Origin of the sequence: Corynebacterium axilliensis (assembly GCF_046097495.1) — a bacterium.
Taxonomy (GTDB): Bacteria; Actinomycetota; Actinomycetes; order Mycobacteriales; family Mycobacteriaceae; genus Corynebacterium.
In genome coordinates, this window is record NZ_CP175768.1 from 1,226,273 (window position 1) to 1,240,200 (window position 13,928).

15 protein-coding genes and 1 pseudogene are annotated in these 13,928 nt (G+C 65.2%); all 16 read right to left on the reverse strand.

All coding sequences use genetic code 11. The features are described 5' to 3' along the window. Nucleotides 1-32: 32 nt before the first annotated feature. The 16 genes and pseudogenes from ACKFR8_RS06010 to rplU all read right to left on the reverse strand — a co-directional run bounded on the left by ACKFR8_RS06010 (nt 33) and on the right by rplU (nt 13,780). Nucleotides 33-821 (reverse strand): DegV family protein, encoded by a 789-nt coding sequence (locus ACKFR8_RS06010; RefSeq protein ID WP_296133921.1) that lies wholly within the window; start codon nt 819-821, stop codon nt 33-35. Continuing rightward, nucleotides 821-1,519 carry a histidine phosphatase family protein gene (locus ACKFR8_RS06015; RefSeq protein WP_408930895.1) on the reverse strand — a complete coding sequence of 233 codons (699 nt, stop codon included), beginning with the start codon at nt 1,517-1,519 and terminating at the stop codon, nt 821-823. The genes ACKFR8_RS06010 and ACKFR8_RS06015 overlap by 1 nt, the downstream gene beginning before the upstream one ends. Beyond that, nucleotides 1,516-1,983: a ribosome silencing factor gene (rsfS, locus tag ACKFR8_RS06020; protein ID WP_296133925.1), complete on the reverse strand. Its 468-nt coding sequence runs from the start codon at nt 1,981-1,983 to the stop codon at nt 1,516-1,518. Before rsfS ends, ACKFR8_RS06015 begins: the two co-directional genes overlap by 4 nt. A 97-nt stretch (nt 1,984-2,080) precedes the next feature. Then, complete coding sequence (gene nadD / locus ACKFR8_RS06025; protein WP_296133926.1) at nt 2,081-2,698, reverse strand: nicotinate-nucleotide adenylyltransferase; 618 nt, start codon at nt 2,696-2,698, stop codon at nt 2,081-2,083. 20 nt (nt 2,699-2,718) lie between these two features. After that, nucleotides 2,719-3,636, reverse strand: coding sequence for a cutinase family protein (locus ACKFR8_RS06030; protein WP_296133945.1), 918 nt, complete (start codon nt 3,634-3,636; stop codon nt 2,719-2,721). Nucleotides 3,637-3,718: 82 nt separating this feature from the next. Next, nucleotides 3,719-4,987 (reverse strand): glutamate-5-semialdehyde dehydrogenase, encoded by a 1,269-nt coding sequence (locus ACKFR8_RS06035; protein WP_296133928.1) that lies wholly within the window; start codon nt 4,985-4,987, stop codon nt 3,719-3,721. A 60-nt stretch (nt 4,988-5,047) separates the two neighbouring features. Beyond that, the gene (locus tag ACKFR8_RS06040) at nt 5,048-5,551 is read right to left on the reverse strand and encodes a DUF1707 SHOCT-like domain-containing protein (RefSeq protein ID WP_296133930.1); all 504 of its coding nucleotides are present in this window, start codon (nt 5,549-5,551) and stop codon (nt 5,048-5,050) included. After that, complete coding sequence (locus tag ACKFR8_RS06045; RefSeq protein ID WP_408930896.1) at nt 5,551-6,456, reverse strand: D-isomer specific 2-hydroxyacid dehydrogenase family protein; 906 nt, start codon at nt 6,454-6,456, stop codon at nt 5,551-5,553. The genes ACKFR8_RS06040 and ACKFR8_RS06045 overlap by 1 nt, the downstream gene beginning before the upstream one ends. A gap of 12 nt (nt 6,457-6,468) precedes the next feature. After that, nucleotides 6,469-7,398, reverse strand: coding sequence for a D-isomer specific 2-hydroxyacid dehydrogenase family protein (locus ACKFR8_RS06050; RefSeq protein ID WP_296133933.1), 930 nt, complete (start codon nt 7,396-7,398; stop codon nt 6,469-6,471). Continuing rightward, nucleotides 7,398-8,630: a glutamate 5-kinase gene (gene proB, locus ACKFR8_RS06055; RefSeq protein ID WP_408930897.1), complete on the reverse strand. Its 1,233-nt coding sequence runs from the start codon at nt 8,628-8,630 to the stop codon at nt 7,398-7,400. The genes ACKFR8_RS06050 and proB overlap by 1 nt, the downstream gene beginning before the upstream one ends. Before the next feature lie 19 nt (nt 8,631-8,649). Next, nucleotides 8,650-10,180, reverse strand: a pseudogene (gene obgE, locus ACKFR8_RS06060) (GTPase ObgE). Nucleotides 10,181-10,185: 5 nt separating this feature from the next. Beyond that, on the reverse strand, nt 10,186-11,166 hold the full coding sequence (locus ACKFR8_RS06065; protein ID WP_408930898.1) for a LamG-like jellyroll fold domain-containing protein: 981 nt from the start codon (nt 11,164-11,166) through the stop codon (nt 10,186-10,188). Then, nucleotides 11,153-11,998: a hypothetical protein gene (locus ACKFR8_RS06070; protein ID WP_408930899.1), complete on the reverse strand. Its 846-nt coding sequence runs from the start codon at nt 11,996-11,998 to the stop codon at nt 11,153-11,155. Before ACKFR8_RS06070 ends, ACKFR8_RS06065 begins: the two co-directional genes overlap by 14 nt. 8 nt (nt 11,999-12,006) lie before the next feature. After that, complete coding sequence (locus ACKFR8_RS06075; protein ID WP_408930900.1) at nt 12,007-12,627, reverse strand: hypothetical protein; 621 nt, start codon at nt 12,625-12,627, stop codon at nt 12,007-12,009. Between the two features lie 524 nt (nt 12,628-13,151). Then, on the reverse strand, nt 13,152-13,430 hold the full coding sequence (rpmA, locus tag ACKFR8_RS06080; RefSeq protein ID WP_408930901.1) for a 50S ribosomal protein L27: 279 nt from the start codon (nt 13,428-13,430) through the stop codon (nt 13,152-13,154). A 44-nt stretch (nt 13,431-13,474) separates the two neighbouring features. Beyond that, a complete protein-coding gene (gene rplU / locus ACKFR8_RS06085; RefSeq protein WP_408930902.1) occupies nt 13,475-13,780 on the reverse strand; it encodes a 50S ribosomal protein L21 in 306 nt (101 codons plus the stop codon). Nucleotides 13,781-13,928: the final 148 nt, after the last annotated feature.

Below are 13,928 nucleotides of genomic sequence, written 5' to 3' on the forward strand. Positions count from 1 at the left end.
CGCGCCCGCCTGTGGATAACTTGGTGAAGGCGTCAACTAAAGACGACGGATACCCCGATAGCGCCCGGCCCGACGTGCACGGACAGCACGCTGGTCAGCTCCACACGCAGGAAGGAAGAATCCGGCAGCGCCAGGCGCAACAAGTCCTCCAGGCGGCGTGCGGCCACCTCGTCCTGGTTGTACTGCACCACCACGAAGGCGGGCTGGCCCTGCGCCCGGGAGGCCACCAAGTCCACCAGCTTGGTAAACGCCTTGGTCTGCGTGCGGGTCTTGCCCACCAACTCCAGCTTGCCGCCCTCTACCGACATGATGGGCTTGGTGGCCAGCAGGGCCGTGGACAGCATCGCGGTGGCCGCGGAGAGGCGCCCGGAGCGGCGGAGGTCCTCCGTCGAGTTGAGGTAGACCCACGTGTGCCCGCGCTCCAGGGTATCCACGGCGGCGGCGTAGCACTCCTGCAGGTCAGCGCCTTCCTGGGCCAGCTTCGCCGCCGCCATCGCCGCCGCGCCCATGGCCATACCGGCGGTACCGGAGTCGATGACGCGCACGGTATCCGGGAAGACCCCGGAGGCGGTCACGGCCGCCGACCACGTGGAGGACAGTTCCTTCGACAGGTGAATGGCCAGCACGCCCTCGTCACCGGAGCGCTCCATCTCCCGGCCGTACAGGGCGGCCAGCTCCAGGGAGGTCAGCCCCGAGGTGGACAGCTCCGCGCCGTCCTTGCCGTGGCTTTCCATCACGTGGAGGTCCACCACGCTAATGCCGAGCTCCTCCACGATGTCCGCCGGCAGGCCTGCCGCGGAATCGGTGACGACGCGAATCACTAGACGTCCGCCCCTGCGCCGCCGACGACGTGTCCGCCCATGTTCCAGCCGTCGAAGTACCACTGCGCGCGGTCCACGTTCTCTGGGGTAAATGCCAGCGGCGACAGGGGGCGTGCAGCGTCGAATTCGGGGCGGGCGGTCAGCTGCGACCAGTGGGTGTTCTTCAGCCCGGACAGGATGCCGTACTGGCGGTGCTCCAGGCCCAGCAGGTGGCAGGTCAGCGCCGAGATGGCGCCGCCGTGGGCGACGACGAGCACCGCGCCGTTGTCCCACTCGGGGTGGTCGCGCATGAGTTCATCGATAACGGGGCGCGCACGGTTGGCTACGTCCACGCGGCTCTCGCCGTGCGGCGGTGCCCAGGTGGGGTCGTGGCGCCACAGCGCCCGCGCGCCGGGGAACTGCTCATCAACCTCGGCGGAGGTCATGCCCTGCCACTCGCCCAGGTGGGTTTCGCGCAGGCGCTTGTCAGCGTCTACCGGGATCCCCAACCGCTCACCAATAATCTCCGCGGTGGTGCGGGCGCGGGTGAGGTCGGAGGCCACGATGGCTGTGATGTCCTTGTCCTCCAGCAGGTCCGCGGCGGCGCGGGCCTGGGCGTAGCCGACCTCCGACAGTTCGGTGTCGAGGTGGCCTTGCATCCGGCCGGTGGCGTTATACGTGGTTTGGCCGTGCCGGATGAGCAGGAGGCGGCGGGTCATAATTCGTCGTCTTCCGGCTCCGCCTGAGCCAGCGGGATCTCGTCGAGGGACTCGACTTCACGCAGGTTGACCTCGTTGGCCCACTCGCCCGGGCGCTCCGGGGTCTCAAGACCCGGGATGTCCAGCAACGGGCAGTCGTGGTAGAGGCGGTCCAGGCCGTAGAACTCGCGCTGGTCGTTGCGCTGCACGTGGACCACGATGGGACCGTAGTCCAGCAGTACCCAGCGGTTTTCGCGGTTGCCCTCGCGGCGCTTGGGCTCGAAGCCCTGCTTGGTCAGCTCGTCCTCAACCTCATTGACGATGGACGCCACCTGGCGCTCGGTATCAGCGGAGGCCAGGACAAAGACCTCGGTGATGGCGAGCACGTCGGAGACGTCGATAGCGGCAATGTTGGTGGCCAGCTTCTCGTTGGCCGCCAGGGCGGCGGTCTCCGCCATCTGGCGTGCTTCATCAGTAATCGACATGACAATCCCTATACAACGCGTTGGATGCGGACAACTTTAAGGACTCTAGTCTTACACGTTACTGCGAATTTTCCTATTCAGAATGGGGAAAGGGCGATCAGAGCGGCTTTTCCGGGCGCGGGCTATACAGGTGGTTCTTGGCGATGTATTGCACCACCCCATCCGGCACGAGGTACCACACCGGTTGGCCCTGCTCCGCGCGGGCGCGGCAGTCCGTGGAGGAGATGGCCATGGCGGGAATATCGATGAGCTCGATGTCGTCTTGCGAGTCCTGCGGCAGCATATCCTTGGTGAGCTCGTAGCCAGGGCGGGTCACGCCGACGAAGTGCGCCATCTCCAGCATCTCCTCCCAGTCTCGCCAGCTCATGATGGAGGCCAGCGAGTCCGCGCCGGTGATGAAGTACAGCTCCGCGTCGGGGAAGACGGCGCGCAGATCCCGCAGCGTGTCGATGGTGTAGGTCGGCCCCTCACGGTCGATGTCGACGCGGGAGACGGTAAACCGCGGGTTGGACGCGGTGGCCACCATGGTCATGAGGTAGCGGTGCTCGGCGGCGGTGACCTGCTTGTGGGCCTTCTGCCAGGGCTGGCCGGTGGGCACGAACACCACCGTGTCGAGGCGGAAGCGGTGGGCGGCCTCGCTGGCTGCCACGAGGTGGCCGTTGTGGATGGGATCGAAGGTGCCACCCATGATTCCGATGCGTTGCGGACTAGTCATGGGTGGTGAGTATAGACGGCTTAGCGGAAGCGCACCCCATCGACGAAGCGGCCGATGGCGTCATAGACCTGGTTATCCCACGGGTAGGCGCGGAAGAAGTAGTGGCTGTGGGAGCCACCGCTCGGCGCTGCGGAGTACAGGTTGTTGACGGAGAGGTCACAGACGCCGTCGGCAGGCAGGCAGTAGTTCACGCGGTTCGCCGTGGCGCGCGGGTAGGGCATGAAGCCCAACGGGCCGCCCGCGCCCTGGGTGTTGCCCACGACGGACGGATCGTTCCGGCGGGTCAGCGGGTCGCCGAAGGTCACCACGCCGGCGAGCTGGCCGCGGAGAGCCAGCTCCGCCTCGTGGTTGGCAATGACCATCGCGCCCTGGGAGAAGCCGGACAGGATGTACTGCGGGTGGCAGCCGGTGCCCGCCTCGTAGTCATTGATGGCGCTCATCACGCCCCGGCGGCCGGTCTCCACGGAGTGGGAGAACTGGTCCACGGCAGACACCGCGGTGCCAATCGCCGGCTGGGCGTACTGCAGCACCAGGCCCAAGACCTGGGCGGCGGTGGTGGGCAGCGCCACGTTCGGCACAGTGTACTCCGGATTGGTGGCCGGGTAGTACTTGGGCTCCAGGCCCAGCACGTAGACGTCCTTCATCACCGAGTTGCCGTCGTGGGTGGCCTGGTAGCGAGCCTCGGTGTTCTGCAGCATCATGCGGATGGACTCCGCCTCCCAGCCGTTGGAGGCGCGGCCGCCCTGGTTGGAATACTGCGTGGGGTAGATCTTGTCATTCTGGCCGGAGCCGCGGGCGGCCACGAAAACCACTGCGGGGCACTGCTCGTCTGCCTGCGCGGCGGGCGCGGAGACGGTCTGGGGGATGAACACGGCGGCGGCAGCAACGACAGCTGCGGCGGCGGTGGAAGCGAGGCGGGACAGCACGGGGAGGTTCACCAATCATTCTGTTTTTATTACCGCGCTACACACTACCCAGTGCACCGCGTCTGCGCACCACAACTGCCCCCGGCTGTCCCATTTAGGGGCGAGTCTGGCCGGTGCCCTGCAGGATCCACTTGGTGGATGTCAGCTCCGGCAGCGCCATCGGGCCGCGGGCATGCAGCTTCTGCGTGGAGATGCCGATTTCTGCGCCCATACCGTAGACCTCTCCGTCCGTGAACGCGGTGGAGGCGTTGAGCATGACCGCTGCGGCGTCGACCTGATTGGCAAAGGTGAGCAGCACGTCAGCATCCTGGGCCGCAATGGCCTCGGTGTGGCCGGTGGTGTACTCGGTGATGTGGGCAATGGCGCCGTCGACGCCGTCGACCACCTTGGCGCAGATGTCCATGGAGAGGAACTCCTCGCGCCACTCCTCGTCCGTGGCTTCCACGGCGTCCTGCACACCGAAGGCTTCGAGTTCCTTCACGGTGCCGTGGATGGTAACCCCTGCCTCCTGGAGGGAGGTGATGATGCGGAGCTTGGAAGCGTCGTCAAGCGCGGCGTCAATGAGCACGCACTCGGTGGAGTTACACACGGAGGTGCGCCGGGTCTTGCCGTTGATGACCATGTCGATGGCCTTGTCCAGGTCGGCCGATGCATCGACGTAGAAGTGGCAGTTGCCGGTGCCGGTCTCGATGGCGGGAACCGTTGCGTTTTCGACCACGGCGTTGATGAGGCGGGCGCCGCCGCGCGGGATCACCAGGTCCACCAGGCCGCGGGCGGTGATGAGATCCTGGACGGAGTCGTGCGTCTCGCACGGCAGCAGCTGCACGCCCTCGCGCGGAAGGTCGAACTCCGCGAGAGTGTCCTGCAGGAGCTCCACCAGCTTGGCGTTGGAATTCTTCGCGGACTTGGAACCGCGCAGCAGCGGCACGTTGCCGGACTTCAGCGCCAAACCGAAGGCATCCACGGTGACGTTGGGGCGGGCCTCATAGACCATGCCCATCACGCCGAGCGGCACGCGGACCTGCTTCATCTGGATGCCGTTGTCCATGGTGCGGCCCTGCAGGATCTCCCCCACCGGGTCCTGGAGGGAGGCCACTTGGCGCAAGCCGCCGGCAATACCCTCGATGCGGGCGGCGTCAAGAGAGAGGCGGTCAATGAGGGACTCCGACATGCCGTTGGCGCGGCCGGCTTCGATATCGCGCTGGTTAGCAGCGAGGATGTCCTCGGTGTGCACGATGAGGTTCTCCGCGGCACGGTTGAGGATCTCGTTCTTGCGCGGGGTGGGCAGCTGCGCGAACTGCGGCGCCACCGCCTTGGCGGCGCGGGCTTTGGACAGAACTTCTTCACGTTCAGTGTTGCTCATGCCATACCAGCGTACGGAAGGACCGCCGGCTTGTCAGGGATTTTTCCAGGTATGAGCGTTTTAGGCGCCGAGTTCCCGGCGGCGCTCGGCTGCGGCGCGTAGGCGCTCCGCGCGCTTATCCTTCTCACTGTCAGACAGCTCTTCGAAGAGCTTCTCGTCAGAGTCGCTGAAGTTCAGCACGCCGCGAACGCCCATGGAGGCAAAAGCACCGATGACAGGTGCGAGCCAGAAGTAGCCCCAGTCAAAGAGGAAGAGCCCCAGGAAGAAAGCAATCATAGCCACCGACCAGATGACGGCATCCGCCACCTGCACCTTTCGGCCGCGAGAGAGCATGTCCTCCAGCTCCGCCTCTTGATTGGTGGCGGGCGCATCCGCGCCTGGTGTCAGCGCTGGGAGGTCCTGGAAAAGCACCGCGATCTCACCACGCGTGCGGGCTTGGGCAGCCTCAGCTGTGCGCTGCTCGAACTCATCAGGTGCCAGCACGCCGTTGACAAAGTGCTGGCTCAACTGCTCCAAGGCCTCAGAACGCTCCGCATCACCAACGCGAATGTCGGGGTTCTCCATTAGTACCCTGCCTGCGGGTCCACGCGCGTGGGCAGCTCCTCCCCCGCCGCGAAAGCCTTGGCCACCTTGATGGTGTGCGCGCCAATCTTCTCGCGCACGGAGCGCTGCGTGTTGGCAATGTGCGGGGTAATAACCACGCGCTTATCCTTCCACAGCGGGTGGTCCTCCGGCAGTGGCTCCGGGTCGGTGACGTCGAGCGCCGCGCCAGCAATCTGCCCGGAGTTGAGCGCCTCCACGAGATCCTCGGTCTTGATGAGCGGGCCGCGGCCAACGTTGACGACGACGGCGTGGTCCGGCATCTGCTTGAATGCCTGCGCATCCACCATGTGGCGGGTTTCCGGGGTTAGCGGGGCGATGAGGACGAAGTAGTCAGCCTTGGGCCACACCTTCTCCACCTCGGCGATGGGATAAGTCTCGTCCGCGCCAGCGACCGGGTTGCCGGAGCGGTTGACCGCGATGATGCGCGGCCCAAAGCCGGAGAGCATCGTAATCAACCGCTTGCCAATGCCACCCGCACCGATGATGGCGACCGTCTTGTCGTCGTAGAGATAGGAGGTGTGCGCCTCCATCTCAGCATAGGAATCGAAGGTGCCGTTGACGCGACGGTGCGCATGCAGCTGCGCCAAGAGCAGCCCGATGGTGGATTCCGCCACCGTGTTGTCGTAGACACCGGCGGCGTTCGACCACGGCACACTGCTGCCCTTCATGGCATCGAGGACGTGGTCCACGCCCGCCGACGGGATCTGTACGAAGCCAATATTCTCCGGGAGGGGATCCGGGAAATCGGTGCCATCGCCGTTGTAGATGAGGAAGGAGGCGTCGCCAAGCGCGGCGCGCTCGAACCCCGCAGCGTCGAGCACCGCGATGGTCTCCTCCCAGGGCTTCGGTTCAATGGCGTACTTCATGCACTTCCTCCACTAGTATCCGGCGTCCGGGTCGACGCGCGTGGGCATGTCCTCGCCGCGCTCCCACGCGGCAGCGTTGGCGTTAAAGATAGCACCCATGTGGTGCTGGGCCACCTGGAAGGACGCCGCCATGTGCGGCGTGAGCGTGACGTTGGGCAAGTCATAGAGCGGGTGCCCATCCGGCAGCGGCTCCGGGTCCATGACCTCCAGGCCGGCGCCGGCAATCTGGCACTCGCGCAGGGCCTGCACCAGGTCATCGGTGACCACCGTGCTGCCGCGGCCGACGTTGACGAAGACCGCGGAGTCCTTCATGGCGCGGAAGATCTCGGCGTCGAAGTAGTGCTCCGTCGCCGCCGTCGCTGGCAGGATGCTCACCACAAAATCGGCCTCACCCCACACCTCTCCCGCACGCTCGATGGGCAGGGTCACGTCCGCGCCCTCGACCGCGCGGCCGGAGCGGTTGACCGCCGTGATGTGCACACCGAAAGGCTTGAGGTAGGCCATGAGCTGCTTGCCGATACCACCCGCGCCCACGATCACCACACGCTTCGGCCCCTGCTGGTCATAGAGCCAGGCCTGGGACTGATCCAGCTCGTGAGCTACGTCCCAGGTCTTCGCCAGCGCAAAGGCCTTGTGGTGATGCGCCTGGGACAGAAGAAGCCCCAGCGCCGACTCCGCCACCGGCTTGGCAAACGCGCCGGCGGAGTTGCACCACGGCACCCCGCCTTCCCGGATGTGTCCGGCTTCGATGAGGTGGTTGACCCCAGTGAAGCAGTACTGCACCCACTGGATGTTCTCCGGCAGGTCCGGCACCGCAGCCGGATCAGAGGAGGTGTTAACGAAGACCTCTGCCTCCGCCAGGCTGTCCACGCGCTCATGGCCGGCAGCCTCAATGTCCTTGGCCGTGGGTGCCCACTCTTCAGGGCCCATGTAGTAGCGCATCAGACGCGGGAGGCGAAGTTAGACAGGTAGTCGGCGTGGACCACTGGGCGGCGCAGCTCCTCCGGGAGCTCATCGGTGTGCTTGCCCATGAGGCGGCGCAGCGTGGTGGAGTCATAGCCCACCTCGCCGCGGCCGATGACCTGACCCTTCGGGCCCATGATGTCCACGATCTCGCCGGCGTTGAACTCGCCCTTGATATCGGTCAAGCCAATCGCCAACAGCGAGTTTGCGCCGCGCACGACGGCCTCCATCGCCCCCTCGTCCAAGCGCAGCGAGCCGCCGGCGTCCGCGCAGTACAGTGCCCAGAACTTCCAGGCGGACAGGTGGCGCTCTTCGCGGGTGTGGAAGACGGTGCCCACTGAGGCGTCGTCCAGCGCCTGCCCAATGTTGTCCGTCGAGGTCAACAGCACCGGGATGCCGCCGCGGGTGGCCAGGCGGGCGGCGGACACCTTCGTGGCCATGCCACCGGTGCCTACCTTGCCGCCGTCACCGGCCACGACCGCCTTGAGGTCCTTACCGGTGCGCACCTCCTCCACGAACTTCGCGTCCGGCTCCGCCGGGTTCTTGTCGTAAAGACCGTCCACGTCGGAGAATAGGAACAGCGCATCGGCGCTCACCAGATTGGCCACCAGGGCAGAGAGGCGATCGTTGTCGCCGAAATGCATCTCTGAGGTGGCCACGGTGTCGTTCTCGTTGACGATGGGCACCGTGCGCAGCTGGCGCAGGCGGTCAATGGTGCGCTGGGCGTTGCGGGCGCGATCGCGCTGGCCAAAGTCCGAGGCAGTCAGCAGCACCTGACCGATGGTGCGGTTGTAGCGGGCAAAAGACGTGCCCCACTCGTAGGCCAGGTGGACCTGCCCCACCGCGGCGGCGGCCTGCTTGGTAGCCAGGTCGTTCGGGCGGTGGTTCAGGCCCAGCGGGCCCATGCCCGCGGCCACCGCACCGGAGGAAACGATGATGATGTCCGAAACATTCATGCGGGCGCAGACCGCGTCCACAATCTTGTCGATCTTCTCCGTCGAGGTCACGAAGTCATCCCGCGTCAGGGAGGAGGAACCGATCTTGATGACAATGCGCTTGGCCTTCGAAATCTGCTCACGCAGCGGCGAGGAGAAACCGCTGGACTTGTCAGACAGTGGCGGGGTGGCCGGGTAGTCCATGTCCGGGGTCGGCCCCTCGAAAGGTTCGAGAGGGAGAGGATAGTCGGGCTGGTTGTCGTGTTCGGATGACATACCAGCGCAGTATACCGGCCTAACCCTGCCAGCGATCCCGGTTTGCAGACTCGCGGGTGACCTCTTCGTCCGTGCCGTAGTCGAACTCATCCACCAAGCCGCGGCGCGCCTGGGAGGCGCGCTTGCGCTCAGCCGCAGAGACGCGCTCGGTGCTCATGAGGCGGCCGTCCTGGCCGCGGCCCGCGTCGGTCGCGCGACCGCCCGCCATCGGTTCGTACTCGAAAGTAATGTCCCCGATGGTGACCGGGCAGCCGATTTCGGCGCCCATGCGGTGCAGCTCGTCCTCCACACCCGCCTTGGCCAGGCGGTCCGCCAGGTAGCCCACGGCCTCGTCGTTTTCGAAGTCGGTCTGGCGGAATCCAGCGGTCGATCTTGTCGCCCTCGACGATGAAGCCGCCCTCCACCTCCGGGTCACGGGTGACGGTGAAGTCCGCGAAGGACCCCTTCTTTTTCTTGCCCACGGCCTTGGGCTGGATGATGGTGTGGTTCTTGTCCGCCTTGACCTTCGGCTGGGCCTTACGGTGTTCCTTCACCATCTCCATAAGCTTGTACTTCAGCGGGTCCAGGCCCTTGCGGGCCACCGCGGAGATGATGAAGACCGGCCAGCCGTACTTCTCCTCCAGGTCACCCTTGACGAACTCCGCGAGCTCTTCGGCCTCGGGCACGTCCGCCTTGTTGAGGATGATGACGCGCGGGCGCTCCCGCAGGTCCCCCAGGCCGGTGTCCTGCTCCAGCAGGTCCTGGTACTTGGCCAGCTCGTTCTCCAGCGCTTCCACGTCCGACAGCGGGTCGCGCCCCGGCTCGATGGACGCGGTGTCCACCACGTGGGCGAGCACCGCGGTGCGCTCGATATGGCGCAAAAAGTCCAGGCCTAAGCCCTTGCCCTCGGCCGCGCCGGGGATGAGCCCCGGCACGTCGGCCATCGTGAAGGACTCATACCCCATGTCCACCACGCCAAGGTTGGGCTGGAGGGTGGTAAACGGGTAGTCACCGATCTTCGGCTTGGCCGCCGACAGCACCGAAATGAGCGAGGACTTGCCTGCCGAGGGGAAGCCCACTAGGCCAACGTCTGCCATGGACTTGAGTTCTAGGACCAGCTCGCGGGCCTCGCCCGGCTCGCCCTGCAGCGCAAAACCTGGGGCCTTGCGGGCGGCCGACGCCAGCGCGGCGTTGCCCAAGCCGCCGAAGCCGCCCTCGGCGGCGACGAAACGGGTGCCCGGCACGGTAAGGTCCGCAAGCATCTCGCCGTCCTCGGTGTAGACCACGGTGCCAGCCGGAACCTCGAGAATAAGGTCCTCGCCGCGGGCGCCGTTGCGCCAATCGCCCGCGCCGTTGCCGCCGCGCCCGGACTTCAGGTGCGGGCGGTAGTGGAAGTCCATGAGGGTGTGGATCTGGGTGGAAACCTCCAGCAGGATGTCTCCACCGTGCCCGCCGTTGCCGCCATCAGGGCCGCCCAGCGGCTTAAACTTCTCACGGTGGACGGACGCACAGCCGTGGCCGCCGTCGCCTGCCTGCAGGTGCAGAACCACTCGATCAATGAAACGTGCCATGACGGCTAGTGTACCGTCCAGCCTCTGACACCTTCGCGTGCCTCCCAGTGCCGCGCCACATCCTGTGCCGAAAGAACCGTGGGATAGACCGCCGCGAAAGACATGTACCCCAGGAAGTTATCGGGGCTTGTCGCCGGCCAGTTGTTGTTACCGCCGGTGTAGCCGTACCGGATGTAGCCCTCGTTGGCGCCGGTGAAGCGGTACAGGTCGGATGTAGAGACCTTCGCCGCCTCGAAGTCACCGTCGATGGCGATGGACAGCTCCTTGGTGGTGAAATTCCACGTCGTCACCACCTGGTGCCACTCGCCATCGTCAATGCGGCTGTAACTTTGTACCTGGTCGTAGACCAAGTCCGCGCCGAGCGGGGCTTTGCGGACTTGGAAGGCCACGGTGCCGTCGCCAAGCACCTGCACACGCCACACCGGGCGGTCGTAGTTACCAAAAATCGAGTTCACCACGATGGTGCCCTGTGCCTGCGACGTGCGTACCCACGTCTCCGTGGTGAACTGCGTAGGCATGGTCACCGGCGTCTGGGTGGTGTTGATAGTCGTGCGCGTCGACGACAAACCACTCTGGATCGCTCCACCTGTCGTCGCGTTGCCGCCCTTGAGGTACGCGTGCCCCGTGACCCCCACGCAGGGCTCCGTCGGGGCCTGCTGGCTGGTGTCCACGTTCCAGGACTGGTTGGGCCTGATCGCGGTACCGTTCGTGGCCGCCCACGTCGTTTTATCCAGCGAGTCATTCGTAGCCTGCGCAAAAGGCGTATGGAAGTGGTAGAGGTAGCCGCCGTAGTCCTCCGTGGAACGCTGCATCTCGTCGTAGCACGTTCCCTCCAGCTCGCCTTCCGCGGTGCCGGCGGAGTTCGCGGTGTTGGTCACCTGGGCGCTCCAGCTGCCCAGGGTGGGCCGCAGGGTAAGGCCCAGCACCGCGAGGATGGCCACCAGCACCGCGGTGAAAGCCAGCGGCAGGCGCTCATTCTTGGGCATGAGAGTCCTCCCTCAAGGCTCGACGGTACTGGGCATAAAACCACGCGAAGGGAGAGAGCACCAGCGTTAACAGCGCCAGCACCCACCGCCACGTGAGGACGGGAAGGGGGCGAAAGACGAAGTCGCCCTCGTCGTTCGGTGCAGAATCGATGGCGAAGGAATCCGTGCCGGTGGGGCTCATCACCGCGGAGTCCTCTCCCCCACCCTCGCCGATAGGGACGACGTGCACGGGTAGCAGGCCGGTGGAGACCACGTGTGCGCGGGCATAAGCCTCCTGCCCCGAACCATTGACCTCCATCCCCAGAAGATAGGCGCCCAATAGCGGCCGCAGCAGGATGATTCCGCAGGCCAGCCCCAGGAATGCTCCAATGTTGCGGTAGCGGCGGCGGTGCAGCTCATCCTCGATCCGGGAGGCAGCCAGCAGCATCACGAGCCAGCCCACGGCCATGCAGCCGGCCAGCCGGATTCCCCAGCCCAGCGCCGGGCAGGAAAAGACGACCTTGCCCACCAGGGACTCATCGGTCGCTGCCTGGGCGTCGGGGGCGCCGTTGAGCACGCCCTGGGTGATGGCGGAGTTGCCCAGCTTCTCGACGACCTCGTGGGTCCTCGTCCGCGCCCCGTCCCGCACGGTGACGGTGTCCCCTACCTCGACATCCGCGATGGACGCTGGGGTAGTGATAGCCAACGAGCCGACGGGCAGCTCAGTGCCCATCGACGGAGTAGTAAGGACGTGCGCCCGCACGCCCGCCAACCATGCCACGCCGCACGCGAGTGCGAGGACGAGGGCCACCGCTGCCGCGCCAATTGCTAGGCTTCGGCGGTGTTGGGTCATCGACGCCCTTAGGCGGACAGGGTCCACACCAGGTTCTGGGAGATCTGCTGATCCATGATCGAAGTATCAGTAGTCCCCTTCGGCAGGGTGACGGTGATATCGAAATCCTTCGTCGCGCCTACCGCCATGGGCTCAGCGATGTCGAAGGACTTGCCAGCCAGGGCGGTCGGGGTGGTGTTCTCCGCCAGGGTGGTGCCGCCAGTCTTGACGGTGACCTGCAGGACATCGCACAGACTGTTCTCGCCGGCGTCCTGGCCGGTGACCGTGCAGTCACCGAAGTTGAGGGTAAAGGCGCTGGCGTCGACCGAGCCGGTGTTCTTGAACTGCACGGTGGTGGTCTGCGTGTCCCCCGGGACCATCTTCAGGTTTCCACCGTACTTGTTGATGTCAGAGACGGAGATGGTGTTGTTCTCACCCTCGGCGGTGTTGTGGGTATTGGTGGGCTGGCCGTCGACGATCTGGGACTCGGACATGGTCAGTCCACCGGAGCCGGCGGTGTTGCCGCTGTTAGTGATCTGGGCGGAGTAGGCGCCCAGGGTGCCAGCCGCCAGGGAGGCAACGAGGGCAACGGAGGCGACGGAGGCCGGGACAATCCAGCCGGTGCGGGTGCGCTTCTTCTCTGCGAACATAGTGATTCTCCTTAGGACAAAGGGAAGGGTGATGGGTGCGGGGCGAGCCAGCCACTAGGCGGATGGCGCGATACCGAGGTACAGCACACGCACAGCGACTGTGTAGAGACGGTATGGAGGCTTCGTGTCGAAGCGTGCTCGCTGTTCCGAACGCAATACTACATCTGCGAAAATTCCGCCGTCAAGGCTGTGCGCTGGGCGTTTACCGAATCCCCGAAGGATTATGCAGTACACCCTTCCGCGCCATTTACGCCTGTTCGCTCCCCCACGCACACCCCCCGCATACACCCAATCCCAACAATTCCCACAACTCCGGCGAGAGCAATGCTGAGGACTCCCCTCGTAGCCTAAGTGGAGCCTAATAAGCCCACCGCCAGTACATGACACACACCACAAGGACGGGCGTATTTTATAACCCCTCCTGCACGACATGCATCGGCCTGCGCGCCGACCGACCCCCCGAAAACGCCACAGTCCCGAGCGCACGAAGCACTCGGGACTGAAGACTTAAAAAGGTTGTGCGCTTAGGCAGAAGCCTCAGCTGCGACCTCCTCGGCCGGCACGATGTTCACCATGCGGCGACCGCGCTTGGTACCGAACTCGACGGAGCCGGCAGCGAGAGCGAACAGGGTATCGTCGCCGCCGCGACCAACGTTCTCACCCGGGTGGAACTTGGTGCCGCGCTGACGCACGATGATCTCGCCGGCCTTAACCTGCTGACCACCGAAGCGCTTGACGCCGAGGCGCTTGGACTCGGAATCGCGACCGTTGCTGGAGCTGGAAGCACCCTTCTTGTGTGCCATGTGGTTTCCCCTCCTTCAGGGATGAATTACAGCCCGGTTAAGGCTTACTTGATACCGGTAATCTTCAGCGTGGTCACCGGCTGACGGTGGCCCAGACGCTTCTTGTAACCAGTCTTGTTCTTGTACTTGAGGATGTCGATCTTCGGGCCCTTGCCCTGCTCGACAATTTCAGCGGAGACAGAGACCTTCTCCAGGTCAGCTGCCTTCGACTTGACGGTTGCGCCATCGACGAGCAGAACCGGGGTGAGAGCCACGGAGGAACCCGGCTCACCCTCGATCTTCTCGACCTTGACGAGGTCACCTTCAGCAACCTTGTACTGCTTTCCGCCGGTCTTGACGATCGCGTACATAGAGGGCTACCCCTTATCTAAACTCGGCTCGTCAGCGGCTGGGTGACGCCACCGACGAATGGACATTGGACAATTGCGTCTAAACCGTGAGCGGCGAGGGGCGTGCGTAAACCGCGTCCGTCCCGTCCAGCGCGTTCATGGTCTAAAC